The organism is Achromobacter aloeverae, assembly GCF_004121055.1.
Taxonomy (GTDB): Bacteria; Pseudomonadota; Gammaproteobacteria; order Burkholderiales; family Burkholderiaceae_B; genus Bordetella_C; species Bordetella_C aloeverae.
This window is the reverse complement of the sequence record NZ_PYAL01000001.1, coordinates 738,807-764,917: the sequence shown is the minus strand read 5'-3', so window position 1 is coordinate 764,917 and position 26,111 is coordinate 738,807. Positions and strand designations below refer to the sequence as shown.

At 67.0% G+C, this 26,111-nt stretch carries 25 protein-coding genes; 8 read left to right on the top strand and 17 right to left on the bottom strand.

Annotated elements, in window-relative coordinates:
- Positions 1-18: 18 nt before the first annotated feature.
- From C7R54_RS03340 to C7R54_RS03290, 11 genes are all read right to left on the bottom strand, one after another.
- Positions 19-657, bottom strand: coding sequence for a flavin reductase family protein (locus C7R54_RS03340; protein WP_158021139.1), 639 nt, complete (start codon positions 655-657; stop codon positions 19-21).
- Positions 658-765: 108 nt separating this feature from the next.
- Entirely contained in the window at positions 766-1,662 is an 897-nt protein-coding gene (locus tag C7R54_RS03335) for a polysaccharide deacetylase family protein (RefSeq protein WP_129148748.1), read from the bottom strand.
- A gap of 32 nt (positions 1,663-1,694) precedes the next feature.
- On the bottom strand, positions 1,695-2,516 hold the full coding sequence (locus C7R54_RS03330) for a phytanoyl-CoA dioxygenase family protein (RefSeq protein WP_129148747.1): 822 nt from the start codon (positions 2,514-2,516) through the stop codon (positions 1,695-1,697).
- A 30-nt stretch (positions 2,517-2,546) separates the two neighbouring features.
- Positions 2,547-3,317 (bottom strand): glucose 1-dehydrogenase, encoded by a 771-nt coding sequence (locus C7R54_RS03325; protein WP_129148746.1) that lies wholly within the window; start codon positions 3,315-3,317, stop codon positions 2,547-2,549.
- A 2-nt stretch (positions 3,318-3,319) separates the two neighbouring features.
- Positions 3,320-4,030, bottom strand: coding sequence for an ABC transporter ATP-binding protein (locus C7R54_RS03320; protein ID WP_192903576.1), 711 nt, complete (start codon positions 4,028-4,030; stop codon positions 3,320-3,322).
- The gene (locus C7R54_RS03315) at positions 4,008-4,790 is read right to left on the bottom strand and encodes an ABC transporter ATP-binding protein (RefSeq protein WP_129148745.1); all 783 of its coding nucleotides are present in this window, start codon (positions 4,788-4,790) and stop codon (positions 4,008-4,010) included. Before C7R54_RS03315 ends, C7R54_RS03320 begins: the two co-directional genes overlap by 23 nt.
- Positions 4,787-5,755 (bottom strand): branched-chain amino acid ABC transporter permease, encoded by a 969-nt coding sequence (locus C7R54_RS03310; protein WP_158021138.1) that lies wholly within the window; start codon positions 5,753-5,755, stop codon positions 4,787-4,789. The genes C7R54_RS03315 and C7R54_RS03310 overlap by 4 nt, the downstream gene beginning before the upstream one ends.
- A gap of 47 nt (positions 5,756-5,802) precedes the next feature.
- The gene (locus tag C7R54_RS03305; protein WP_129148743.1) at positions 5,803-6,669 is read right to left on the bottom strand and encodes a branched-chain amino acid ABC transporter permease; all 867 of its coding nucleotides are present in this window, start codon (positions 6,667-6,669) and stop codon (positions 5,803-5,805) included.
- A gap of 83 nt (positions 6,670-6,752) precedes the next feature.
- On the bottom strand, positions 6,753-7,925 hold the full coding sequence (locus C7R54_RS03300; RefSeq protein WP_129148742.1) for an ABC transporter substrate-binding protein: 1,173 nt from the start codon (positions 7,923-7,925) through the stop codon (positions 6,753-6,755).
- A 70-nt stretch (positions 7,926-7,995) separates the two neighbouring features.
- Complete coding sequence (locus C7R54_RS03295; RefSeq protein ID WP_129148741.1) at positions 7,996-9,405, bottom strand: amidase; 1,410 nt, start codon at positions 9,403-9,405, stop codon at positions 7,996-7,998.
- Positions 9,402-9,611, bottom strand: a complete 210-nt coding sequence (locus tag C7R54_RS03290) for a hypothetical protein (RefSeq protein WP_129148740.1) — start codon at positions 9,609-9,611, stop codon at positions 9,402-9,404. The genes C7R54_RS03295 and C7R54_RS03290 overlap by 4 nt, the downstream gene beginning before the upstream one ends.
- 167 nt (positions 9,612-9,778) lie before the next feature.
- Here C7R54_RS03290 and C7R54_RS03285 point away from each other — a divergent pair, with 167 nt between their 5' ends.
- Complete coding sequence (locus C7R54_RS03285; protein WP_192903575.1) at positions 9,779-10,687, top strand: LysR family transcriptional regulator; 909 nt, start codon at positions 9,779-9,781, stop codon at positions 10,685-10,687.
- A 136-nt stretch (positions 10,688-10,823) separates the two neighbouring features.
- Here the strand turns inward: C7R54_RS03285 and C7R54_RS03280 are convergent, their stop codons facing one another.
- The 6 genes from C7R54_RS03280 to hydA all read right to left on the bottom strand — a co-directional run bounded on the left by C7R54_RS03280 (position 10,824) and on the right by hydA (position 19,316).
- Complete coding sequence (locus C7R54_RS03280) at positions 10,824-12,512, bottom strand: ABC transporter ATP-binding protein (RefSeq protein ID WP_129148738.1); 1,689 nt, start codon at positions 12,510-12,512, stop codon at positions 10,824-10,826.
- A 76-nt stretch (positions 12,513-12,588) separates the two neighbouring features.
- Entirely contained in the window at positions 12,589-13,491 is a 903-nt protein-coding gene (locus C7R54_RS03275; protein ID WP_129148737.1) for an ABC transporter permease, read from the bottom strand.
- Positions 13,492-13,515: 24 nt separating this feature from the next.
- Positions 13,516-14,457 carry an ABC transporter permease gene (locus C7R54_RS03270; RefSeq protein ID WP_129148736.1) on the bottom strand — a complete coding sequence of 314 codons (942 nt, stop codon included), beginning with the start codon at positions 14,455-14,457 and terminating at the stop codon, positions 13,516-13,518.
- A 6-nt stretch (positions 14,458-14,463) separates the two neighbouring features.
- The gene (locus C7R54_RS03265) at positions 14,464-16,155 is read right to left on the bottom strand and encodes an ABC transporter substrate-binding protein (RefSeq protein WP_129148735.1); all 1,692 of its coding nucleotides are present in this window, start codon (positions 16,153-16,155) and stop codon (positions 14,464-14,466) included.
- 63 nt (positions 16,156-16,218) lie between these two features.
- Positions 16,219-17,679 carry an amidohydrolase family protein gene (locus C7R54_RS03260; protein WP_129148734.1) on the bottom strand — a complete coding sequence of 487 codons (1,461 nt, stop codon included), beginning with the start codon at positions 17,677-17,679 and terminating at the stop codon, positions 16,219-16,221.
- A 74-nt stretch (positions 17,680-17,753) separates the two neighbouring features.
- Positions 17,754-19,316, bottom strand: coding sequence for a dihydropyrimidinase (gene hydA, locus C7R54_RS03255; protein WP_129148733.1), 1,563 nt, complete (start codon positions 19,314-19,316; stop codon positions 17,754-17,756).
- A 262-nt stretch (positions 19,317-19,578) separates the two neighbouring features.
- On the opposite strand from hydA, the gene C7R54_RS03250 reads away from it, so the two are divergent.
- The 7 genes from C7R54_RS03250 to C7R54_RS03220 all read left to right on the top strand — a co-directional run bounded on the left by C7R54_RS03250 (position 19,579) and on the right by C7R54_RS03220 (position 26,111).
- Positions 19,579-20,259: a GntR family transcriptional regulator gene (locus C7R54_RS03250; protein WP_240039354.1), complete on the top strand. Its 681-nt coding sequence runs from the start codon at positions 19,579-19,581 to the stop codon at positions 20,257-20,259.
- A 292-nt stretch (positions 20,260-20,551) separates the two neighbouring features.
- A complete protein-coding gene (locus C7R54_RS03245; RefSeq protein ID WP_129148731.1) occupies positions 20,552-21,430 on the top strand; it encodes a transporter substrate-binding domain-containing protein in 879 nt (292 codons plus the stop codon).
- Between the two features lie 103 nt (positions 21,431-21,533).
- The gene (locus tag C7R54_RS03240; protein WP_129149424.1) at positions 21,534-22,358 is read left to right on the top strand and encodes a transporter substrate-binding domain-containing protein; all 825 of its coding nucleotides are present in this window, start codon (positions 21,534-21,536) and stop codon (positions 22,356-22,358) included.
- Positions 22,359-22,360: 2 nt separating this feature from the next.
- Complete coding sequence (locus tag C7R54_RS03235; protein WP_129148730.1) at positions 22,361-23,614, top strand: aminotransferase class I/II-fold pyridoxal phosphate-dependent enzyme; 1,254 nt, start codon at positions 22,361-22,363, stop codon at positions 23,612-23,614.
- Positions 23,611-24,348, top strand: coding sequence for an amino acid ABC transporter permease (locus C7R54_RS03230; RefSeq protein ID WP_129148729.1), 738 nt, complete (start codon positions 23,611-23,613; stop codon positions 24,346-24,348). The genes C7R54_RS03235 and C7R54_RS03230 overlap by 4 nt, the downstream gene beginning before the upstream one ends.
- A complete protein-coding gene (locus tag C7R54_RS03225) occupies positions 24,338-25,240 on the top strand; it encodes an amino acid ABC transporter permease (RefSeq protein ID WP_240039353.1) in 903 nt (300 codons plus the stop codon). Before C7R54_RS03230 ends, C7R54_RS03225 begins: the two co-directional genes overlap by 11 nt.
- Complete coding sequence (locus C7R54_RS03220; RefSeq protein WP_129148728.1) at positions 25,227-26,111, top strand: amino acid ABC transporter ATP-binding protein; 885 nt, start codon at positions 25,227-25,229, stop codon at positions 26,109-26,111. The genes C7R54_RS03225 and C7R54_RS03220 overlap by 14 nt, the downstream gene beginning before the upstream one ends.

Sequence of the window (26,111 nt, the reverse complement as noted above, 5' to 3'; positions counted from 1 at the left end):
GGGCGGCACACGCCGCGCCTAGCCTTCGGCCTTGCCGGCCAGCCAGGCTTCGTATTCGGGGACTTCCATTTCGAAGTGCTGGCGGGTTTGCGTATATAGCCGTCCGAACATGCGGCCGATAGGATGGTATTTATTGGGATCGATGTAGCGCATCTCGGCGTCGAACAGGCCCTCCCGCACGTGCATGCAGAGCACTTCGCCCAGCGTGATGTGCCGGTGCGGATTGATTTCCAGCATGGCGATCTTGCGGCATTCGAAGGCCACCGGCGCCTGCGCGATGCGCCGCGGCCGCACCTTGGCGCTGGGCACGAGCGTCAGGCCGGCCTGCTCGACTTCATTCACCTCGGGCGGGAAGGCGATGGCGCAGACGTTCATGGCGGCGGCCAGCCCTTCGTCCACCAGGTGCACGACGAACTCTCCCGTTTCCTTGATGTTGATGGTGGTGTCCTTCAGGTCGCCGCTGCCGCGCTTGTCTTCCAGGCCGATCGCCAGCACCGGCGGCGCCTCTCCCATTACGTTGAAAAAGCTGAAGGGCGCGGCGTTATGGCCGGTGCGCTGGGAATAGCTGGTGATCAGCGCGATGGGCCGGGGCACCACGGTCGACGATAGCAGCCGGTATTGGTCCGCCGGCGCCAGGGTCTGGATATCGATTTGCAAGATGCGTCCTTTCGGGCAGGGAAGGTTGAAGGCGCCGGTAGCGCGAAATCGTCGCGGGCTGTCATGGGTTGCCGTGGACCGCCGTGGACTGCGGTGGGCCGCCACCGATCACACCACCGTGCCCTCCGGCAAGGTCATCAGGTGATCGTAGATCTCGCCAGGGCGGGTCAACCACACCTTGTCGGCGCGCGGGTGGTGGACGATATGCTCCAGCGCCTTGCGCAAGGCGTATAGCCGGTAAGGCTGGCCGACGATCATGGTATGCAGCGCGATGCCCAGGACCAGCGGCTGGCGCTCGGACTGGCGCAGCATTTCCTCGAACTGGTGGACGATCATGGTCGCGAACTCTTCGCCGGTATGGTGGCGCACGAGGATTTGCGGCGAGTCGTTGATCTCCAGGGAGTAGGGCATGGACATGAGGCGCCCCTTGCGGGTGCGCATCCAGACGGGCTGGTCGTCGCCCGGCCAGTCCATTTCGAAGGCGAAGCCGGCTTCCTGCAGCAGGTCCGGCGTCACCTGGCTTTGCGACATCCATGGCCCCATCCAGCCGCGCGGCGCCCGCCCGGCATGACGGGCGATGGTGTCGCGGACTTCCTCGATGACGCGCTTTTCGTCCGCTTCCCACCACTGGCCCTGGCGCTCGGCGTTGGTGCGCCCGTGGCCGATGATCTCGTCGCCGCGCGCGACGATGGGTTCTATCACTTCGGGGCAGTAGTCCATGATGGCGGTGTTGACCAGGTGGCAGGCCGGCGCGCGCAATTCGTCCAGGAGTTCGTAGAGCCGCCAGACGCCTACCCGGTTGCCGTAGTCGCGCCAGGCGAAGGTGCGCGGGTCCGGCCCGGGCAGCGTATTCGTCATCGCATGGCCCAGGCCTTCGCCGTAGGCGAAATGCTCGATGTTCAGGGCAAAGTACACGGCGAGCCGCTTTCCTTCCGGCCAGCTGTAGTCCGGCCGGCGGGTGATGGCGGAGTAGGCGTAGCGTCCGTGGTGGGGCAGTTCCAGCATGATGTCGATCTCCGGGTGGGTGGGGCGATGCGTCAGTAGGTGGCGGCCAGTTCGTCGTTGGCGCTGCGGAAGCGCCGCACGGCGTCTTCGTGGAAGGCGCGCTCGGCCTCGCCGTTGGCGACCATCGGCGCGGGTTCGAGGTCGAAATTCCCGTAGTCCCTGCCGCGCACCAGCGAAGCCGTCAGGCGTGTCTTGCTGACGCAGCGCGAACTGGCCGGGATGTAGCTGAAGCCCAGGCCCACGCGGCGACGGTCGGTGTTGTTCGGGCCGGATGCGTGGATGAGGAAAGTGTCGTGCAGGGACATCTGGCCCGCGGACACCGGCATGAACTCGGTATGGGAGCGGTCGAAGGGTACGTCGACCGTCTGTCCCTTGGACAGGAGGATGTTGTCCGTGTGATTCTGCCCGTGGTGCAGCTGGCCCAGCTTTTGCGACCCCGGCACTACTTCCATGCAGCCAGCCTCGACGGAGGCGTCCGACAGCGCGACCCAGGCGGTCACCTGCGTCGACGGGTCCAGGCCGAAGTAGGTGGCGTCCTGATGCCAGTTGATATAAGCCGGATCGTGCGGGTTCTTGGGCCACACGGACAGGTGAAAGAGCAGGATGTCCGGGCCGATCAGGTCCTCGACCGCATCCAGCACGGCGGGATGGCGCGCGATCTCGGCCACCCACGGAAACAGCAGATGGGGCTTGAAGTTGAAGCCCTTGGTCAGTTGCCGCCCTTGCGATGCCTCGAAGGACTCCAGCTGGGCCAGGTAGTCGGCGGCTTGCGCCGCGCTGAAAACATCGACGGGCGACACATAGCCCTTTTCCCGGTACTGCTCGATCATGCCTTGCGTAAGTTTCTTGCCCATCTGGGTTCTCCGAGGATGATGAAGCGCAAATCACTTGGCGGCCCAGCCGCCATCGACGTAGAGATGGCTGCCGGTGGTAAAGGACGAGTCGTCACTCGCCAGGAAGAGGGCGGCGCGGGCGACTTCTTCCGGCAGCCCCAGCCGGCCCATCGCATGGCGCGCCATCCATTGCCGGCGCGTCTGTTCAGGGTCGGGATAGCGTTGCAGCGACCTGCGCGACATCGCCGTATCCGTCACGCCCGGCATCAGGGCATTGACGCGTATGCCCTGGGCGGCATGGTCGACGGCCATGGTCTTGGCCAGCGTCGCCAGCGCGCCCTTGGATGCGATGTAGGCGGCGTTGTTGCCGCCGCTGGAGGCGACCAGCTGCGATCCCAGCAGGATGACCGAGCCGCCGCCGCGTTCGATCATCGACGGCAGCACGGCATGCAGCCAGAGGTAGGTCCCCTTGACGTTGATGTCGAAGACGCGGTCCCACAGCGCCTCGTCTATCGTGACGACCGTGCCGCCGACGGACACGCCGGAACAGGGCATGATCACGTCGACGCCGCCCCATTCGGCGACGATGCGCCTTGCGTGCTCGTTGACCTGCGCGCCCTTCGTCACGTCGCACGCGCCGGTGCTGCAGGCGCCGCCGTCGGCCGCGATGTCGGCGGCGACGCGCGCCAGCCCGTCCTCGTCGATATCGATCAGCGCCACCCGCGCGCCATGCCGGGCGAACAGCCGCGCCGAGGCGGCGCCGATGCCGGAGGCCGCGCCCGTGATGACGGCGACCTTGTCGCGCAATTTCTGTTCGATCATGGCTACAGTCCCAGGTAGGCGCTGCGGATTTTCGGGCTCTCGCGCAGGCTGCGCGAGCTTCCGGTGTCGACATCCCGGCCCATTTCGAGGATGACGCCCCGATGCGCGATGCTCAGCGCCCAGGTGGCGTTCTGCTCGGCCAGCATGATGGCCAGGTTCTCCGCCCGCTGTATCTCCTGCAGGATTTCGCCGATGCGCTCGACGATGATGGGCGCCAGGCCCAGCGAGGGTTCATCCAGCAGGAACAGCTTGGGATAGGACATCAGGGCCCGGCCGATCGCCAGCATCTGCTGTTCGCCTCCGCTCAGGCTGCCCGCGTCCTGCCGGTAGCGTTCCTTCAGGCGCGGGAAATAGCCGTATATCTGCTCCATGCGGGCCCGCACCTGGTCGGCCGGCCGCGTGTAGCCGCCCACGCGCAGGTTCTCCTGCACGCTGAGTTGCGTGAACACGCGACGTCCTTCGGGCGAGAAACCGATGCCGGTCTTCAGTATGTCGTGGGGGGCGCGCCCGCGCAGGCTGCGGTCCTGCCAGCGGATGTCGCCCGACTGCCAGCGCACCAGCCCCAGGACCGCCTTGAGCGTGCTGCTCTTGCCGGCGCCGTTGGCGCCGATCAAGGCGACGGTCTCGCCGGCTTCGATGTCCAGGGACACGTCGCGCGTGCCCTGGATATGGCCGTAGGCGACCTGCAGGTTATGGACGGTCAGCAGCGGCATAGGCCTTCCCCAGATAGGCTTCGATGACGCGCGGATGCGCCAGCACGTCCGCCGGCGTGCCCTCGGCGATCTTGCATCCTTGCGCGGATACGTACAGGCGGTCGCAGAGCCCCGAGATGAAGCGCATGTTGTGGTCGATGACCATGACGGAGATGCCGCGCTCGCGCACGCGCAGGATGGTGTCGCGCACGTGGTCGGTCTCCTCGGCGCTGAGCCCGGCGACGGGTTCGTCCAGCAGGATCAGGCGGGGCCGCGCGGCCAGGGCGATGACGATGCCCAGGGTCTTCTGGTGGCCGTAGGGCAGGGCGTCGGCGCGGACGTCGGCGAGGTGCTCCAGGCCCAGCCAGGCCAGCAGCTCTGCCGCCTGCTCGCGCCCCGCGCGGTGCATGGCGCGGGCGCGCGGCGTTCCCAGGAACGCGGCGAGCGAACCGGGAAAGCATTGCAGGTAGGTGCCTCGTTCGGCGTTCTCGCGCACGGTGCAGTCCCGGTACACCGCCGTCGACTGGAAGGTGCGCACCAGGCCGAGGCGCGCCCGGGAGTGCGCCGGCAGCGTGGTGATGTCCCGGCCGGCGAAGCCGACGCGGCCCGTGGACGGCAGGATCATGCCGCTGACCAGGTTGACGACGGTGGTCTTGCCGGCGCCATTCGGGCCGATGAGGCCGACGATCTCGCCTTCCCCCACCTGCAAGCTGAGATCGTTCACGGCGACCAGGCCGCCGAAGCGCCGGGAGAGATTCGATACCTCGAGCAGCGCGGTCATGCCCGGCTCCCGTTCCGCTTGCGGGTGCAGGCGCGATGCGCCAGGTGCCACGCGCCTATCATCCCGCCGGGCAGCGCCGCCATGACGACGATGAGTATGATGCCGAAGATGATCTGCTGCAGCTCGACATAGCCGCGCAGCAATTCCGGCAGGCCCACCATGAACACGGCGCCGATCAGGGGGCCGACCAGGTAGTACATGCCGCCGAGCACGTTCATCACCACCATGCCCAGCGACACATCCATGTTGAAGGATGCCGGCTCGATGGCGTGGATCATCTGGGCTTGCAGCGCCCCTTGCAGGCCGACCAGCGTGCAGGCGACGACGAAGACCATGACCTTGATGCGTATGACCGGGACGCCGGAACTCTCCGCGATGCGGTCGGCTTCCCGTATGGCGTCGATTGCGCGGCCCAGATCGGAACAGAGGATGCGCCAGACGATGCCTATGCAAAGGACGGAGATCGCCAGGCAGAAGTAGTAGAAGCCGACGGGCGAGCGAAACAGGTCCAGGCCCGGCGGGATCTGGTCTATCCCGTTGGCGCCGCCCGTGACGGACTGCCACTCCAGGAACACCAGGCGTATGACTTCGCCCAGCAGGAAGGTGACGAGCACGAAATACTTGCCTGTCAGCCGCAGGATGATGGGGCCGATGACCAGCGCGAGCAGGCCGGAGGCCAGGCATCCGACTATCATCGCGACCGGAAAGGGAATGCCGGCGCGGGTCTGCAGGAGGACGCAGGTGTAGGCCGCCACGCCCATGAACGCGCCGTGGGCGAGCGATATGTGCCCGGTGCGGATGATGAGGTTCAGCGTGACCGCCCCGATGGCGGCCAGCACCACCAGGATGCCGATGTTGATGTAGAAGATGTTCGGGCTCGCGAGCGGCCAGGCCACGGCCAGCAGCAGCGCGGCCGCCACGGCCCACGCGCGTATCGGGCGCGCGCGTCGTGCGACAGAAGGCATATGAGGCTCCGTGCGGAGAGTAGGCGCGAGGCCCGCTTGTGACTGAGTCATTCCGGTTTCCCCAGCAGCCCCCAGGGCCGCAATACCAGCAGCGCGATGACGACGCCGAAGGAGACGAACGAGGAGATCGACGCCCCGTAGAACGTGGACAGGAAGCTCTCCGTGAAGCCCAGCAGCAGGCCGCCCAGGGCGGCGCCCGGCACGCTGCCCATGCCGCCCAGGATGACCACGATGAAGGCGACCATCAGGGGACGGTCGCCCATGAACGGCGACAGGGCATACGTCTGGGCGTAGAGGCCGCCGGCCAGGGCGGTCATGAACACGGCGATGACGAAGGCCAGCATGTAGATGCCGCGGGTATTGATGCCCTGGGTCGCCGCGATCTCCGGATCCAGCGCCGCGGCCCGCATCGCCAGTCCCTGGCGGGTGCGCGTCACGAACAGCCAGAACAGCCCCAGCACCACGACAGCCATGCCGATGATGACCAGCCTGTCCGCGGGGACCTGGATGCCGGCGATATCGATGACGCTGTCGGAGACGGAGGGCAGGGAGCGTTCATTGACGTCCCAGGCCAGCACCGCCGTATAGACCAGCGCCAGGTTCAAGCCCAGCAGCGCGATCATGCTCTGGAACATCTTGTGGTAGAACCACCGGAACACCAGGCGCTCCAGCACCAGCGAAAGCGCCGCGACCAGCATGGACCCGCCCAGGATCGCGATCGGGTAGGGCAGCTTGTAGACGCCGTAGAGGTAGAACAGCGCATAGCCGCCCAGCATCGCGAAGGCGCCATGGGCGAAATTGACCACCCGCATGATGCCGAACAGCAGCGTGAAACCCAGGGCGACGAGAATGTAGATCGCGCTCAGGCTGAGCCCGTTGATGAAGACCTGGCTCAGGATGGGTAATGTAAACATCGGTTTGGCTCCGGATGGGCACGGATGGGGCGCCGGCCGGGCCCGCGGCGCGGGCCGGCCGGGTTACCGGCGGACGGTGTGGCCTAGCGTTTTTCCGGATCCAGCGCCTGGATGACCTTGATCTTGCCGCCCTCGACCTTGACCATCCAGAACTTCATCAACAGCTGGTGGTTCACGTCGTAGTCGCCCATGCCGCCCCAGCGCACCGGCCCGTAGAGGGTGGTTTCGTAGCCTTCGAGCTTCTCCAGCGCATCGCGCACGGCGGTCGTGTCCGTCGTGGTGCCGGCGCGGCGGATGGCCTCCATCATGATCTTGGCAGCGTTGTACCAGCCCGGGGTCTGGGCGTTGATGACCGCGTCGCCATAGCTCTTGCGGTACGTATCGATGAATTTCTTCGCTTCCGGCGAGTCGAAGTTGAAGACGTTCAACGAGATGAATCCGTCGGCCAGCGGGCCGGCGATTTCCATCATTTCGTCAACCGCCGGGCCGCCGATCTGCCATATGGGCTTCTTGAAGCCGCTCTGGCGCGCCTGCTTCAGGAGCAAGGCGCCTTCGCCGGGCGCGTTGCTGTTCAGGTCCAGCGCATCGACGTTCTGCGCCATCATGCGCGCCATCAACGGCGTGAACTCCTTGGTGCCGCGGTCGTACAGTTCGGTCCAGACCGCCATGCCGTTGGCCTTGTAATAGGCCTCCAGCTGCGGGATGACCGCCTGGCCCACGGCGTCGTTCGGCGCGATGAGCGCGACCTTCTTGACGTTGGGGAAGTTGTCGTGGAACCACTTGACCATGGGCGGACCGAATTCCACGGTGCTGTTCATGGCGCGGAAGTTGTAGGGCGACTTGGCGTCGTTTTTCAATATGCCCGGGGCGAAGCCGTTGGACAGCAGGATCACCTTGGCCGGCGTGGTGACGGCGACGGTGGCCAGCACGGACGGCGAACCGATCGGACCGATGATGAACTTCACGTTGTCGGCGTTGATGAGCCGGTCGGCGGCGGAACGGCCGCCGGCCGCGGTGTACTTGTCGTCGTACATGACCAGCTTGGGCATGTAGACCTTGTCGCCGACCTTGAGCCCGCCCTGCGCCTTGACCTCGTCGAATGCCATCTGGATGCCGCGTTGCAGGGCCAGGCCCCAGGCCGTGCCGCCGCCGGACAGTGGGCCGATGGCGCCGATCTTCAACTCCTCCTGCGCATGGCTGGCGGAAACAACGAGCATGGCGGCCGCGAACAACAGTGTCTTTATGCTTTTGAGCATGATTTTCCCTTGAACTGTATGGTTATCGGTGGTGCAGCTTGTTTTGGGATCGAGGCCCGCCGACGGCGGGTCAGGCGGCCCGTGGGAACGGCACGGGCGGATGCTTGCGGGACCAGTCGGCGTGTCGCTCGAAGCCGGCGCCGGCCCGCAGCAGCACGGGGTCGGCCCGGCTGCGGCCGACGAACTGGACGGACAAAGGCAGGCCGTTGCCGGAAATGCCGCACATCAGGGCGAGGGCCGGGTGCCCGGTCAGGTTGAAGGGGGACCGGGCATGCCGGCTATAGGTGCGACTGAACTCCGCTTCGTTGCCGATCGCGGAAGCCGCTTCGAACGAATTCGCCACGACCAGGACATCGACGTGTTGCAAGGCCCGGTCGGTGGCTTCGATCAACTGCTTGCGCCAGCGCTGCGCCTGTACGTAGTCGCCGGCGCCGAGGAAAGCGCCCACCATCAGCTTGCGCCGCGCGATGTACGAATAGTCCGCCGGCCGGGTGCGAAGCCAGTGCGCGTGCACCGCCCAGGATTCCGCGTGGAAGATGATCCGCTGCGCCATGGTGTAGCGGCTCAAGGGCGGCAACTGGATGTCGGTCACCTGCGCGCCCGCCTGCCGCAGCGTATCGCCGCAATGATTGATGGCGCTTATCACTTCGTCGCTGGCGCGCAGGTCCTGCTCGTGAAAATGGCGCACGATGCCGAACCGCAATCCCGCCAGGCCGGCGTTTATTTCCGCCAGGTGGTCGCCCGTGGGGGCGGACACGCTGCCGGGGTCGGCCGGGTCGTGCGCCGCCAGTACGTCCATCGCCAGCGCCAGGTCCTCCACGGACCGGGCCATCGGGCCGACGTGGTCCAGGGTGAAGCACAGCGGGAAAACCCCATGCCGGGAGATCGCTCCATAGGTTGGTTTCAGGCCGGCCACGCCGCAGTGCCCCGCCGGGTTGCGTATGGAGCCGCCCGTATCCGTGCCCAGCGCGATGGGCACGAAGCCGGCCGCCACGGCCGCGCCGGATCCGGAGGACGAGCCGCCCGTCTGGTGTCGCGTGTCCCAGGGGTTGCGGGCCGGCGGATAGGCGGCGTCGTTGCTGGGGCCGCCGATGGCGAATTCGTGCAGCGCCAGCTTGCCCAGCAGGATCGCGCCGGCCTCGCGCAGGCGCGCCACCACCGTCGCGTCGTGCGTGGCCACGCGGTCCAGCATCAGGCGTGAGTGGCAGCTGGTCACCTGGCCGGCGATATCGATGAGGTCCTTGATGCCCACCGGCACGCCATGCAGGGGGGAGCGCCAGATGCCCATCGCCATGTCCCGGGTGGCGGCGCGGGCCTGGGCGCGCGCCTGTTCCGCGTCCACGGAAACGAAGGCGTTGATGGCGCCGTCGAAGGCGGCGATGCGTTCGAGCAGCTTTTCGACGACCACGTCCGGCGTCAGCGTGCCGGCGCGATAGGCGCGGCCCAGGTCGCCAGCGGTCATCCAATGGATGTCGGTCATATGGCGGTCCTGGTTTGCATGGGGGGCCAGGGTTCGGCGGCGACGTCGTCCAGCGCCAGCAGGGCGTTGCGCAGCTGCATGGCGGACTGGACCGCGACGTAGAGATCCTGCCTGTAGCGGGTGGCGACTTCCTGCAGTCCCGCGTCTTCGGCCAACAGTGAGAAAAGCGGAGCCAGCGGCGTTTCCGCGTTCTGGGACGTCATCATTGCTTCCCACTCGATGTGAAAGGAACTGTAGTTTGCGCTGATTGTGGGGTGAAAAACTATTCGATAATATGCAAGCATTATTAGTAAAAAACTAAGTATTCAAGGCCGGGCCCGCATCGAGCCTTCAGTGGGTCCGCATGGGGCCACACGCGCGCAAGGCGGGGTGCATGAACATCAAATATCGGCAGTTGCAGGCCTTCGTGCTGGCGGCGCGGTCCGGGTCGTTCGCCAAGGCGGCGGCGGAGTTGTGCGTCACGCAGCCGTCGTTTTCCGTGCAGATACGCCAGCTGGAGGACGACATCGGCATCCACCTGTTCGAGCGCACCACGCGAACCTGCCGCCTGACGGCGGCGGGCCAGAGTTTCTATCGCGAGGTCGCGCCCATCCTGAAGGAGCTGCGCGATGTCTATGGCCGCATTACCGACGTGGGCGCGGGCGTGGCGGGCCAGTTGCAGCTGTCCGCCTTGCCGTCGCTGGCATTCGGACTGCTGACGGAGGTGCTGGGCCAGTTCCGTTCCCGCTATCCCGGCGTGCGCGTGCTGATGCGGGAAGAGCTGAACGTCGCCGTCATCGACGCCGTCAAGCGCGGCGATGTCGAGCTGGGCGTGGGGTCGGAGCTCAACGGCGATCCGGAAGTCGAGTTCAAGCCGCTGTTTCGCGACCACCTGGTGGTGGTGGCGCCCAAGGACCACGCTTTTTTCGACGGCCCCGTCACGTGGCAGAAGCTGGACTCGTACCCGCTGATCACGCTGGCGCAAGGCTCGTCCGACCGGGCCATGCGCCAGAACCGCCCCAATCTGGTGCCGGCCATCGAGGTCGCCTACATGGGCACGGCCGTAAGCATGGTTCGCAACGGGCTGGGCGTCACCATCCTGCCCAGCAGCGGGCTGAAAGGCGTGAACATGGTGGACCTGCACGCGGAAGCGCTGCCGGGCCGCGCCTGCAAGCGCACGATAGGCGTGCTGTTCCGCAAGCGCGCAACGCTGAGCCCGCTGGCCATGGCTTTCGTCCAACTGCTGGAACAGATCGCACCGGTCGACCGCGGAATACGCCAACGGCGCACGGAACGAAGTTGAACGGCATCGCAGTCGGCATCGCAGTCGATATCGCAGTCGGTATTGCAGTCGATATCGCAGCCGGCATCGCTTTTCCCCGCGCTCCGATTTCCCAGATGGCGTCTGGGAAATCGGATTTTGCCGAGCTGGCCCGGGGTCAGGCGGCCGGCCGGAAGTGCTGGAAGTCCCAGTGCCGGCCGGGGGCCGCGTCGATCAACTGGCGGGTGTAGGCGTCGCGCGGCTGGCTGAGGACTTCGTGGGCGGAGGCGGCTTCGACGATGCGGCCGGATTTCATGACCACGATGGTGTTGCAGATCTGCGCCGCGACACGCAGGTCGTGCGTGATGAACAGCACCGCGGTGCCGGTGCGCTCGCGGATCGCTTCGATCAGGTCCAGGACCTGGGCCTGGACGGACACATCCAGCGCCGAGACGGCTTCGTCGGCGATGAGGATGTCCGGCGACAACGCCAGCGCGCGGGCGATGCAGATGCGCTGGCGCTGGCCGCCCGAGAACTGGTGCGGATAACGCTCCATCGCGTCGGCGCTCAATCCCACCACTTCCAATAGTTCCATGGCGCGTCGGCGTGCCTCGTGCCGACCTGTGCCGAAATTGCGCAAGCCCTCGATGATGGACTCGCCGACGCGCATCCTCGCATTCAAGGACCGGTAGGGATCCTGGAAAACCACCTGGATACGCTGGCGCAAGGGCCGGAACGTGCGCCGGGAGGCCGTGGCGATTTCCTGCTGGTCGATGCGTACGCTGCCCGCGCTGGGATCGATCAGCCGGGCGATGCAACGCGCGACGGTCGATTTGCCCGAGCCTGATTCGCCGACGATGCCCAGTATTTCCTTCCTGCGCAGCATGAAGCTTACGTCGTTGACGGCATTGACCGTGCGGCGCGGCTTGAACAAGCCGCGTTCGGTATAGGTCTTGTGCAGGCCCCGCACCGTCAGCAGCGGCGTGCCGTCGGGCGCGCCGCGTGCCGCCGGCGCCAGGCTGGGCACCGACGAGACCAGCATGCGGGTGTAGGCCTCGCGCGGCTGGGTGAGGATCTGTTCGCGCGTGCCCACTTCGACGATGTGGCCGCGGTTCATGACGGCGATGCGGTCGGCGATGTCCGCGACCACGCCGAAATCGTGCGTGATGAACAGCACGGCGGTGTCGTGGGTCTGCTGCAGTTCGCGGATCAGCGTCAGGATCTGCTTTTGCGTGGTGACATCCAGCGCGGTGGTGGGCTCGTCGGCGATCAGCAGCCTGGGGTTCAATATCAGCGCCATGCAGATGACGATGCGCTGGCGCTGTCCACCGGACAATTGGTGCGGATAGGAGGCGTAGATCCGCTCGATGTCGGGCAGGCGCACGGCCTGCAGCATGTCGAGGATCTTCTTCTTGCGCGCCGCCGTGTTGAGCTTGCTGTGCGCCCGCAGGACTTCGTCGATCTGCCAGCCGACCGTGCGCACGGGATTGAGGGCGGTCATGGGTTCCTGGAACACCATGGACATGCGGGTGGCGCGCAGTTCGCGCAGGCGTTCGGGGGAGCAGGCGAGGATGTCCTCGCCGTCGAGCAGGATGCGGCCGGCGCAGGGCCGCAGGGCGTCGGGCGCCAGCAGTCCCATCACGGCGAACGACGTGACGGACTTGCCGGACCCGGACTCGCCGACCACGCAGAGGGTTTCGCCGGCATGGATGTCGAAGCTGATGTCCTGCACGACGTGACGCGGCGCGCCGCCCGACGGATCGCCGCCCGACGGATCGCCGCCCGATGCGTCGGTCAGGCGCACGGCCAGGCCCTGGATTTGCAGGACGGGCGCGCCGGTCGCGGAGCTTGCGGGTGTGGAAGTCATAGGCCTGCCATTACGAGAGAACGCTTATCGAGGGAGGGGCGGGAGATCAAACCCTGTGGCATCAGCCCCTGTGGTATCAAACCCGCTTTGCCATTTTGGGATCCAGCGCGTCGCGCATGGCGTCACCCAGTAGATTGACCGACAGCACGGTCAAGGCCAGGAAGGTGCCGGGCAGCAGGATGAGTTCGGGCTTGAGCTGGAAATACATGCGGCCCTCGGCGATGATGTTGCCCCAGGAGGGTATCTCGGGCGGCATGCCCACGCCCAGGAAACTCATCACGGCTTCCGACAGGATGGCCGACGCGAAGATGAAGGTGCCTTGCACGATGAGCGGCGCGACGGTGTTGGGAACCAGGTGGCGCAGCATCAGCAGCGGCGTCGGCGTTCCAAGGGAGATCGCGGCCTCGACGTAAGGCTCCTCGCGCAGGCTGAGTATCAGGCCGCGCACCAGCCGCACCACGCGCGGGAATTCCGGCACGGCGATGGCGATGAGCACGGTCGTGATACTGGCGCCGGTGACGGCGACGAAGGCTATCGCCAGCAGGATGCTGGGGATGGACATGATGCCGTCCAGGATGCGCATGATCACCATGTCGGCGGCGCGGAAGTACCCGGCGATCACGCCCAGGAGCAACCCGGGCACCAGCGCCGCGATGGTGGTGCCGGCGCCGATCAGCAGGGAGTTGCGCGCGCCGTATATGACCCGGGAGAACACATCCCGGCCATAGGCGTCGGTGCCGAACCAGTGCGCGGCGCCGAAGCCCTTCAGGCGTTCCATGGGGTTGATGGCCAGGGGATCGGCCAGTCCCAGCAGGTTGGCCGCCAGCGCCGCCAGGACGATGACCGCCAGGATCACGCAGGCGGCGATGACCGGGCCGGAGCCGAAGTTGGCGCGCAGGGCTGAACGAGGCCTGGGCGGACGATCGGCGCCCGGAGCGGAAACCGGGGCCGGCGGGATGTCGGAAGTGGCTTGCGTCATGCGAGTCTGCCTGTGCGAGCGGATTCAGTAGCGGATGCGGGGGTCGAAGACCGAATACAGCACGTCTATGGTCAGGTTGACGACGATGTAGACCAGGGAGAACAGCAGTATCAGCCCTTGTATCAAGGGATAGTCGCGCGCCTGGACGGACTCGACCACCAGGCGCCCGAGCCCGGGCAGGTTGAAGACGGATTCGGTGACCACCACGCCGCTGATCAACAGGGCGATGCTGATGCCGATGATGGTGATGATGGGCACCGCCGCATTGCGCAAGGCATGGGCCAGCAGCACCGCGCGTTCGGTGATGCCCTTGGCGCGCGCGGTGCGGATGTAGTCTTCCCCCATCACCTCCAGGATGCTGCTGCGCGCGATGCGCGCGATCAGCGCGACGAAGCCCGTGCTCAGCGCCAGCGTGGGCAGCACCAGGTGCTGGGTGAACAGGGCCAGGCCGTCCTGCATCGGCTTGTACCCCTGCACCGGCAGCCAGCCCAGCTTCATGGCGAACAGCAGTATCAGGGCGTAGCCGGTGACGAAGATGGGTACGGAGAACCCCAGCACGGAGAAAGCCATGATGGCGCGGTCCATGCGGCTGCCGCGCCGCCACGCCGCGTAGGCGCCCAGGGGCACGGCGATCAGCGTGGACACCACGATGGTGCTCAGCGCCAGGGCCAGCGAGGGCGCCAGCCGGTCACGGATCATGGACGTGACCGGCGTGCCGGAATGCAGCGACACACCCAGGTCGCCACGCAGCACCTGGCCGGCCCACAACGCGAACTGCGTGGTGATGGGCCGGTCCAGGCCCATGTGGGCGCGGATCTGTTGGAGCTGTTCCGGCGTGGCGGAATCGCCCGCCAGGATCAGCGCCGGGTCGCCCGGCGTGAGTCGCAGCAGGCCGAACACCAGCACCGCCACCGTCAGCACCACGGGGATGGTGGCCAGGATGCGCCTGAGTATGTAGCTCAACATGCTGGCTTACTTCCCGGACTTGGAAATGTTCCAGAACACCGGCGCCGGCGATTCGAGCACGCCCTTGAGCGTGTTGCGATAGGCCGCCACGCTATTGATCTGGCCCAGGGGAACGACCACGCCTTCGTCCAGCATGACGTCCTGCAGCTTGTCGGCGATCTGCTTGCGCTCGCCATCGGTGCGGGCCAGCAGGAACTTGCCGCGGAGTTCTTCCACGACCGGCACGGTGGGCCAGCCGAACCAGGCCTGCTCGCCGTTGGCCGAGACGCCGTAGTTGCGCAAGGGGTCGGCGATCTCGCTCATGTGCCAGGTGGTGACGAAGATGCTCCAGCCGCCTTTCTCGGGGGTGTCGCGGTTGGCGCGACGCGAAAGCATGGTCATGAAGTCCATGGCCTGCAACTGCACGTTGAAGCCGGCCTGGCGCAGCTGCTGCGCCATGACGACCGGGATGGCCGCCGCCATCGCGATGTCGGTGGCCTGCAGGATGACGACGGGCGCCCCGTCGTATTTGGCCTGCTTGAGCAGTTCCTTGGCCTTGGCGATGTTCGACGGCACGATCATGTCGGCGCGGATCTCGCTGGCGTAGGGCATGCCGCAGCCGAAGACGGCGCCGCACACCTTGAAGTAGGCGGGATTGCCGACCTGGGCCTTCAGGATGTCTCCCTGGCCGATGGCGTACATGGCGGCCTGGCGGACCAGCTTGTCGTTGAAGGGCTTCTGCAGCTGGTTGAAGCGGTACATGGGCTGGTAGCCCATCTTGTCCAGCACGCGCAAGGTCAGGTCCTTGTTGCCTTCGATCATGGGCGTGAGATCGTAGGGCACCGTCTCCATGTAGTCGACTTCGCCGTTCTGCAAGGCATTGATGGCGGTCATGGCGTCGGGCATGTTGACCCATTCGACGCGGTCGACCTTCACCACCTTGCCGCCGGCCGTGCCGCTGGGCGGCTCGTTGCGCGGCACGTAGTCGGTGTTCTTCGCGTACACCGCCTTCACGCCGGGCTTGTACTCCGCTTGCACGAACTTGAAGGGGCCGGACCCAGTGTAGTCCGTGATGGCCTGGGTGGCGGGCGTCTGCGCGACGCGCTTGGGCATCATGAAAGCGGGCAGGCCGCTGGGCTTGGCCAACGCGGGGAGTATGTCGACGGCTTCCTTCAGCACCACGGTGAAGGTCTTGTCGTCGACGACGTTCATGGACGCCACCAGGGGCATGATCTGGCGTCCCATCTTGTCCTGCTGGGCCCAGCGCTGGATGGACGCGATGCAGTCCTCGGCCTTGACGGGCGCGCCGTCGTGCCACTTCAGGCCGTCGCGCAGCGTGAAGGTGTAGGTCTTGCCGTCCGCCGAAATGTCCCACTTGTCCACCATTTGCGGTCGCACGTGGTTCTCGGCGTCGGTGGCCAGCAGCGTGTCGTAGATCATGTAGGCGTGATTGCGCGTCTGGTGCGACGCGGTCAGCACCGGATCGAGCACGGTTACCTTGCTGGCCATGACGGCCGTGAGCGTCTGCGACCAGGCCGCGGAGGCGCAGAAGGCCGAGAGCAGGGCGGCGCCGCAAGCCTGGCCCAGCCGCTTGCGCAGGCCCGGTCGCGTGGTGCACCTGGCATGCTGCCACGCGGACTGGGTTCTGGCTGCGGCCTCGGCTGCGGTCTCGGCGACGGCGATGCTGGCGGTCGCGGTCGTCCCGGTGGTGACGGTCATTGCATTCCCCTTGTATGAAAGAGCCGGCGGTGCGGCTCCGTTGTGGATGGCGGCGTTACGGGATCAGATCGTGTCGAAGGACAGCGGCGACATTTGCTCGGCGCTGCGGCCGGCGACGCGGTCGCGCTGGGGCACGAGCTTGAGCGCGCGCTGCTGGGCCTCGTTGACCTTCATGGCGGCGTCACGGTAGTCCAGCGAGTGCACCTCGCCCTCGTGCACGACGCGATGGCCGTCGATGTAGACCGTGTGCACGGCGCGGTCGGCGGCGGCGTAGACCAGGCTGCGGATGGGATCGCGGGCGGGCTGCATGAGGTGATGCGTCATGTCCACCAGCACCAGGTCGGCCTTGGCGCCCACGGCGATGCGGCCGATGTCCGTGCGGCCCAGCGCCTTGGCGCCGCCGGCGGTGGCGGCGTGGAATACCTGGCCCGTGGTGGTGGCGCGCGGCGTCTGGGCCATCAGGCGCGCCAGGTAGCCCACGTGGCGCATTTCCTCGATCATGTTGTGCGGATAGGTATCGGTGCCTATGCCCAGGTTGATGCCCGCGCGGCGATAGCGCCCGAAATCGCGCAAGGCCATGCCGCGGCGCATGAAGACGGTCGGGCAGTGCGCCACGCTGGCGCCGGTCTCGGCCAGGATGGACAGGTCGGTGGCCGTGCTCCAGTGCGTGTTGGGATGGTCGTCGACGAAGATGCCGTGGCCGACCACGCTGTCCGGGTCCAGTACGCCCAGGTGATGCAGCCACTGTACCGGGGTCAGGCCGTGGCGGCGCGTGATTTCATGGAACTCGGAGAGGGACTGGGCGGCGTGGGTCTGCCAGCCGATCTTGCGGCGGCGCGCCTCGGCGTGGCTGTCGCGCAGCAGGTCCGCGCTGCAGGTATCGATCTGCGCCGGCACCACCATGCCGCGCAGGCGCCCGCATTCATGCGCCTCGGCGCGGTCGATCAGCTTGAGCGCCCGCTCCATGCCCTCGACGCCGGCCTTCTCGTTCCAGTCGTACTCGACCACATGGCCGTTGCGCGTGTACCAGCGGGCGGAACGGAACATGGGCGCGACGTAGGCGCGCAGGCCGCTTTGCACCAGCACGTCCAGCCAGTGCTCGTGGATGATGGACATGTCCACCACCGTGGTGACGCCGGACATCAGCAGTTCGGCGGCGGCCAGGGTCAACTGCGCGGGGGCGGCCTCGGCGTCGCCCTCCATGGTGGGCATGTATTCGTACAGGTTGGAGTTGTACAGGCCCGCGGAGCCCGTTTCGTCCGTATAGCCCTTGTTGATGGGCTCGTGGATGAGATGGCTGTGGATGTCGACCAGCCCGGGCATGGCCATCATGCTTGACCCGTCCACCACGGTGCAGTCCGCGCCAGCGGCGGGAACGTAGTCCGGGCCCACGTGCACGATCTGGCCGCCGGCGAAGGCGACGTCGGCCTGGTGCCGGTAGACATGGGTCTGGCGGGTATCGTCCCAGGCGACGACGGTGTGGGCGTTCTTGATGAGGGTGGTGTGGGCTGCGTTGTTGTGCACGGCGAGGTCCTCGGTGGCGTATCCAGGGCTAAAGTGGTTGCATGCCGACGCGGCGTGGCGCGGCGAAAATCGGATCAGGCGGGCTGCGCGGGGGGCGGCGGTGCCGGGCTCTGCGCCCGGTCCGGCGCTAGGTCCGGCGCTGGGTCCGCCGATACGGGACTCGCCGCCCCGACGCGCGGCAAGGCATCCCGCAGCCACGCCGAGCGCGCAGGCGTGCGCAACCCGATGGCCGCAATCGACGGCAGGCCGCGCCGCAGGAAGGCGCCGCCGCCGGCCGTGCCGGTGAAGTCGCGGCCGTCCCAGACCGTGGCGCCGCGCAGCAAGGTCATCGCCGGCCACGCGCGCAGGGTGCGCCCCGCGAACGGCGTGTAGTCGACGGCGTGATGCAGGTGTTCGTTGGCCAGGGTGAACTCGCGCTCGTCCCAGATGACGAGGTCGGCGTCGCTGCCGATGGCGATGGTGCCCTTGCGCGGATACAGGCCGTACGTCCGCGCCGGCCCGGTGGCGGTCAGTTCGACGAACTTGTTGGCGCTGATGCGGCCGCCCAGCACGCCTTCCGAATACAGCAGCGGCATGCGGGTTTCGATGCCGGGAATGCCGTTCGGAATATGGCGGAAGGCCACCTCCTGCCCGCCCGGCGTCTTGCCGTCCGGTCCTTCCAGGTTGAAGGGGGAGTGGTCGGATGACACCACCGTGAACAGGCCGTCGGCCAGGCCTTGCCAGATGGCATGCTGGCTGTCCGTGTCGCGTGGCGGGGGGCTGCAGACGCAGCGCGCGCCGTGGTAGCTGTCGTCGATGCCCAGGTCCAGAGCGGTCAGCAACAGGTATTGCGGGCAGGTTTCGGCATAGATGTTCAGGCCCCGCACGCGTGCGGCCCGTATCTGTTCGACCGCCTCGGCGCCCGAGATGTGGACCAGCAGCACCGGCACGTCCAGCAGCTCGGACAGGGCGATGGCCCGATGCGCGCCTTCGCGCTCGACCAGGGCCGGGCGCGATAACGCATGGAAGCGCGGCGCGATCTTGCCCGCGGCCTCCAGCTTCTGCGTCAGCCAGGTGATGCAGTCGGCGTTTTCCGCGTGGATCATGGGCATGCCGCCATGCTGGCGCGCCACGTCCAGCACGTCCAGGATCTGGCCGTCGTCCAGCTTCAGCCGGTCGTAGGTCATGTACAGCTTGTACGAGGTGTAGCCCTGGCCGATCAGCTCGGGCAATTCGTCGCGCAGGACGGACGGGGTGGGGTCCGTGATGATCAAGTGGAAGGCATAGTCCACGCACGCGCGCCCGCCGGCGCGCCGGTGATAGTCGTCCAGCGCGGCCCGCAACGTGCCGCCTTTCCTTTGCGCGGCGAAGGGAATGACGGTGGTGGTGCCGCCACAGGCAGCCGAGCGCGTGCCGGTGAAGAAATCATCGGCCAGGCGGACCGGCGGCGCCATCGGCTGGTCCAGATGGCAGTGGGCGTCGATGCCGCCGGGCGTGACCGTGCGGCCGGCGGCGTCGATTTCGCGCGCTCCCGGCCCCAGTTGCCGGCCGATCTGGACGATGCAGCCATCGACGATGCCAATGTCGGCAGCGTACGTGTCGCTGGCCGTTGTCACCTTGGCATTGCGGATGACCAGGTCGAAAGCCCTTGCTGTCATTTTCGATGCGCCTTTTTTTCACGGCCGGTCCATCGATCCGCAACGCGGTTCCCCTGTAGCCGGCCAAGGCATTCTGGACCCGAGCCTATTCTGAAAACATTAGTGATTACCCGATGGAAAACATTTATGGCTCAAAATGTTTACATTTTTCAGGCATCATGCTGACCGGGCTGGCTTGCGCGTTCTCGATCAGTTATCTTCCAACTCCCTATCCTTTCCACTGCAGCGAATGGCACGTCAGGCGAAATCCAAACAGCAGACGATGGCGACCGAAAAACGGGAGCTTTCCAGCGCGGATGTCTATGAGCACATCTACAGCGCCATCCTGGACAACCGGCTCAAGCCCGGCACCAAGCTGGTGGAAGAGCGCCTGGCCGAGATCTTCGCCGTCAGCCGGCCGCGCGTGCGCGAAGTGCTCGCGCGGTTGGCGCACGAGCAGATCGTCGAGCTCTTTCCGCAACGCGGCGCCTACGTGGCCAAGCCCTCCATCGAGAAGGCGATCGATGTCTTCGAGGCGCGCCGGCTGATCGAGCCCGCCGTGGTGCGGCGCCTGATCGGCTGCCTGACGCCCGAGAAGCTGGCGCGGCTGCGCGCCCACGTGAAGCTGGAGCGCGAGGCGCGCGAGCGCAAGGACAAGCGCGCCATCATCCGCCTGGCGGGCGAGTTCCACATCGTGTTGAGCGACCTGGCCGGCAATGGCGAGTACGCGCGCATCATGCGCGAGTTGTCGACGCTGAGCTGCCTGGTCATCTTCCTGTACAACCTGCCCACGGCCACCAGCTGCCGCGACGACGACCACGTGCTGATCATCGACGCCATCGAGGCGCGCGACGTGTCGCGCGCGGAGGCGCTGACGTTGCATCATCTCGATCACATCGAGGAAAGCGTGAAGCTGGAACCTTTCGACGCGACGCAGGACCTGGAGGAAGTGTTCCGTCTTTGACGCGGCGCGATGCGGCGCGATTGGCCCGGGCCCTTGACGCCGCGCGGGGCCGTTGGATCGTCACGCCGCTGCGCCGCTGCGCCGTTGAGCCGTTGCGCTGTTGCGCTGTTGCGCCGGCGAGTCGCGGAACCCGCTGAACACGCATATCCATACAACCGGAAACGCGGGTGCTTCCCCGTATGCCACGGCACGGCACGTGGTTGGTCATATGGATATCTGAAAGCATTCTTTGCCATGCGGGCGGCGCGCCTGCAGCATGTGGCCTTGTTATTTCGACAAGGTCTCAAGGCTCATGGCATTGCGCAAGATTTTCAATATGACCGCGGCATGGGTGCTGCTCGCGGCCGCTGGCGTCGCCCATGCCGACGCGACGCTGGACAAGATCCACGAACGCGGCAAGGTCGCCGTCGGCGTGCTGGTGAACGGCGGGGTCTTCGGCTCCATCGACCCCGCCACGCAGCAGTTGGTGGGCTGGAATCCCGAGTTGGCGCGCGCGCTGGGGCAGGGGCTGGGCGTGCAGGTCGACCTGGTGCCGGTGCAGACGGCAACCCGCGTGCAGTTCCTGATCTCGGGCAAGGTCGACCTGCTGGTGGCGTCGATGGAACTGAACCCCGAGCGCGCCGAGATCCTGGGTCATGCGCCCACGCCCTTCTATCGCGTGGGCGGCGCGGCCGCCATCCGCAAGGGCAGCGGCATTCATCGATGGGAAGACCTGCGCGGCAAGCCCGTGTGCGTTTCGCAGGGCAGCAGCTTCGCCGAGCCCCTGTCGAAACAGTATGGCGCCCAGGTCAAGGGCTACAAGAGTTCCTCGGATTCCTTGCTGGCGCTGCGCGGCGGCCAGTGCGTGGCGGCAGTCCATGACTCCACGCTTATCTATCCGCTGTTGAAGTCCAACCCGGAGTGGAGCGGCTACGAGGCACCCATTCCCGACACGGTGCTGCCGGCCAATTCGGTGGTCTGGACGCGCAAGGGCGAAGCGGACACCATCGCGGCCGTGGACAAGATCGTGCGCGGCTGGCACCGCAGCGGCTGGCTGATCGACACCGAGAAGCGCCTGGGCATCGAACCCGCGCTGCCGCTGCTGCAGGACCTGCATCGCCAGGCGGAAAAAGAAGGCTGGGCGCCGGTGGTCGCGCAGGCGGCGACGGTCGCGCCGGCGGCTGGCAAGTAGGGCGGGAGCGAGCATGAAACTCCATTCTTCGCTTCATTTTCCACGCCGTCTTGCCTTCGCGCCTCGCGTGCGCGCGTCCGCCGCCGCCACGGTCGCCGTGGCCATGGCATCGTTCGCCGTGGCGGCTCCAGCCCGCGCCGACGCCACGCTGGAGAGGATCAAGCAACGCGGCACGCTGGTGGTGGGCGTGGACGGCGCCAGCCCGCCGTTCGGCATCATGGATCCCGCCACGGGCAAGGTAGGCGGCTTCCAGACGGAGCTGGGCGCGGATATCGCGCGCCGTCTAGGCGTGAAGCTGGAAACGGTGAGCGTGACGGCATCCACGCGCGTGCAGTTCCTGCAGGCGGGCAAGGTGGACCTGCTGGTGGCCAATATCCAGTGGACGCGCGAGCGCAGCGCCAGCCTCAGCTACGCGCCCACGCCCTATAACGAGGTCGGCGGCGCGGCGCTGGTGTCCAAGCGCAGCGGCATCACCCGCTGGGAGGACCTGAAGGGCAAGGTGGCTTGCGTGTCGCAGGGCAGCAACTACGCCGAGCCCCTGGACAAGACGTATGGCGCGGTCGTGAAAGGGCTGCGCGGCATTCCCGAGTCGCTGCTGGCGCTCAAGGGGGGCACGTGCGCGGCGTCCGTGCATATCCAGCCGGCCCTGTACGAACTGCTGCACGGGCCCCATGCGAAGGAGTGGGAAGGGTACACGCTGGCCACCGCGGACCAGTTGATTCCCTCGCCGACGGTGATCTGGACGCGGCGCAACGAGGCCGATACGCGCGCTTTCGTCGACGGCGTGATCCAGGACTGGCTCAAGAGCGGCTACCTGCTGGCCCAGGCCAGGAAATTCGGCGTGCCGGACGACTATATCCGCAAGGCCTCGGACAACGCGCGGCTGGGCAAATTCGACAAGGCGCCCGCCGAAATACAGGAGCAGTGAAGATGAGCTCGCTATTGTTTCCCGGCGTGCTGTCGCGCCGCTCGCTCAGCGTGGCGCTCTCGCCCATCGCCGCGGCCGGCCAGCGCGCCGCGCGCCTGGCGGCCGAGGGGCGTTCCATCATCGCCCTGACGTCGGGCGAGCCGGACTTCGATACCCCGCAGGCCATCAAGGACGCCGCGTCCGTCGCGCTGGCGCAGGGGCAGACCAAGTACACGCCCACCGCCGGCACCGCGGCCTTGCGCGGCGGGGTGGCGCGGGACTACGCGACGCGCCACGGCCTGGACTACGAGGCGGGCAATGTCATCGTGTCCAACGGCGGCAAGCAGGTGATCTACCTGGCTTTCGCGGCGGTGCTGGACGAGGGCGACGAGGTCATCGTGCCGGCGCCTTACTGGCCGACGTTTCCCGACAGCGTTCGGGTCAATGGCGGCGTGGCCAAGGTCGTCGAGACCCGGGCCGCCGACGGCTTCAAGCTGACCGCGGCGGCGCTGCGGCGCGCCATCACCCCGCGCACCAAGTGGTTGATCCTCAATTCCCCCGGCAATCCCACGGGCGCGGTCTATGAGGCGGGCGAACTTGCCGAGCTGGCCGAGGTGCTGCGCGAGGCGCCCCATGTGCTGGTGCTGTGGGACGAGTTGTACGAACAGATCTGGTTCGGCCCTGACGCGCCCGCGCACCTGTTGAAGGTGGCGCCGGACCTGCGCGACCGCACGCTGATCGTCGGCGGCGTGTCCAAGACCTTCGCCATGACGGGCTGGCGCATAGGCTGGGGCATCGGCCCCGCGCCGTTGATCCATGCCTTCGAGGCGGTGCAGTCCCAGGTGTCCTCCGGGCCCAGCTCAGTGGGCCAGGCGGCCGCGCTGGCCGGGTTGCAGGGGCGGTCCGAAGGCTTCGTGCAGCATGCGCGGGGCGCCTACGCACGCCGCGCCGGGAAAGTGGTGGCGGGGCTGGGGCGGGTGCCGGGACTGACCGTGACGGAGCCGCGCGGTTCCTTCTTCGCCTGGGTCGGCGTGGCGGGCCTGCTGGGCCGCCTGCGCCCCGACGGCCGTCCGCTGCAAACCGACGGCGACGTCGTCGACTGGCTGCTGGAGTCCGAGGGCGTCGCCGTGGTGCCCGGCGCGGCCTATGGGCTGTCGCCGTATTTCCGTTTATCGTTCGCCGCGTCCGACGCGCATATCGAAGAGGCCATCGTCCGTATCGGACGCGCGGTCGAAGCCTTGTCGGCGGTGCCGGCCGAGCAGGAGGCCGCGGCATGATCGATACGGTATTGCAGGCCTGGGTCAGGCTCTGCAAGCCCCTGGGCTTGAACTATGGCTTCCTGCTGGACGGCGCCGAGCGTGCGTCGTTCGCCCATGGCCTGTGGGTGACGCTGGAGCTGTGCGCCTGGACGATGCCGGTCAGCCTGTTGTTCGGCGTGCTCATCGCCGCCGGCCTGTCGAATGGACCCGCATGGGTGCGGCGTCCCTTGCGCGGCTTCGTCGAACTGACGCGCAATACGCCGACGCTGGTGCAGCTCTATTGCGCCTTCCTGGTGTTGAACATGCTGATCACCCAGCGCCTGGGCGAGGCCAATCCCATCACGCCTTTCATGTGGGTGGTGCTGGTGGTCGGCCTGCACAAGGCCGTCTTCCATGCGGAAGCCCTGCGCGCCGGCATCGAGGCAGTGCCGCCCGTGATGCTGGAGTCCGCGCGCTCGCTGGCCTTCACCCGCGGCCAGACGCTGGCGCGCGTGCAATTGCCGCTGGCCTTGCGCTTCGCGCTGCCGGCGCTGGTGAACAACCTGGTCGACCTGGTCAAGATGACCGCGATCGCATCGGCCATCGCGGTGGGCGACGTGACCTACGAGTCCATCATGATCTGGTCGCACCGGGACAATGTGCTGGAACTGCTGTTGTTCATCCTGGTGTATTTCGGCCTCCTGACCTGGCTGGTCAGCGTGCTGGGCCGGTGGTTGGAGCAACACCTGAGGATGCCGGGCTATGGCCAATGACCTGACCTTGCGCGGCGAAGCGACGCCGACGCCGGCCGGACCGGCGCGGCGCGACGATACGGCGGACCGCGCGCCCGGTCCTGCCCGGTCGGGGGCATGGCGGTGGCCGTGGTCGCGCGCCGCCGGGCGTGGCGTGCTGCTTGCCCTGGCCTTGCCGGCCTTGCTGGCGGCGGTGGCGGTCGCCGGATACGCGCTGGACACGGCCGGCGTGGTGCCCGACGTGTTGCGCCATCTCTGGCGCTGGGCGCCGGCGCTGCTCCTGGGCCTGGGCGTGAACGTGGGGCTCAGCGTGCTGGCCATGGCGCTCGGCACCCTCCTGGGCCTGTTCGTCGGCGCGCTCTCGCTGTCGCCGTTGCGGGCGGTGCGGTCGCTGACGCGTGGCTATGTGCAGGTGTTCCGTAACGCGCCCATCCTGGTCCTGATCTATTTCACGACCTATGTATTTCCCTTCGAACTGCGCCTGTTCTCCTGGTCGGTGGCATTCCCGGACTGGATCAAGGTCGTGATCGGCCTGGCGCTGCCGGCCAGCGCCAACGTGGCGGAGATCTTCCGCGGCGCGATCCAGTCCATTCCCGGCGCGCAATGGGAGGCGGCGCAATCGCTGGCGTTTCGCCGTTCCCAGATCTTTCGCATGATCGTGCTGCCGCAGTGCGTGCGGCGCATGTTGCCGCCGTGGATGAATCTCTATGCCAGCATCACGATGAGCACGGCGCTGGCGTCCCTGGTAGGCGTGCACGACCTGGTCGATACCGCCACCGTCGCCAGCAATACCGTGGCCCGCACCGATTTCACCATCTGCGTCTACTTCACGATGCTTGTACTGTTCTTTGCCTACTGCTATCCCATTTCGCGCTGGACGCGCCGCCTGGAGGCTCGCCATGTCCGTCATTGAAATCCATGCCGGACAGCGGCAATCGCAGCCTGGATCTCAGCCTGGATCTCAGCCTGGGCCACGGCCCCTCGTCAGCCTGCGCGACGTGCATCTCGCCTTCGGCGCCACCGAGGTGCTCAAGGGGATAGACGTGGAGGTCGGACAGGGGCAGGCCGTCTCCATCATCGGTCCGTCGGGCTCGGGTAAGTCCACCATCCTGCGTTGCATTACCGGGCTATTGCGGCCCCAGCGGGGCGCCATCCACGTGGACGGCGTGGCCGTCCATGCGCTGGCCGCGGAGGCGCAGCTTATCGCGCTGCGCAAGCAGGTGGGCTTCGTGTTCCAGCAGTACAACCTGTTCCCCCACCTGAGCGTGCTGGAGAACCTGGTCATCGCGCCCGTGCGGGTGGGCGGCGTGCCGCGCGCCCGGGCCATCGCGCACGCGCGCGAACTGCTGGCCAAGGTGCGCATGGAGCACAAGGAGCGCGCCTATCCCGGCGAGTTGTCCGGCGGCCAGCAGCAGCGGGTGGCGATCGCGCGGGCCCTGGCCATGCGTCCCAAGCTGATCCTCTTCGACGAAGTGACGTCGGCCCTGGATCCGGAAATGGTCGGCGAGGTGCTCACCGTCATCCGCGACCTGGTGGAGGACGGGCTGACCTGCCTGCTCGTGACGCATGAAATGCGGTTCGCGGAGGACGTTAGCGATACGGTTTACTTCACGGAAGCCGGCCGCATCGTCGAGGCGGGGCCGCCCGCGCGCCTGTTTGGCGCGCCCGCCAACCCACGTACCCGGGCCTTCCTGCAACGGGCCGCCCATCCCGGCCGCGACGAGCATGCGTCCGCGCGGCAGCAAAGATTTTCTCCGGTTCCGCTAACCGCATTGGCGTACTGA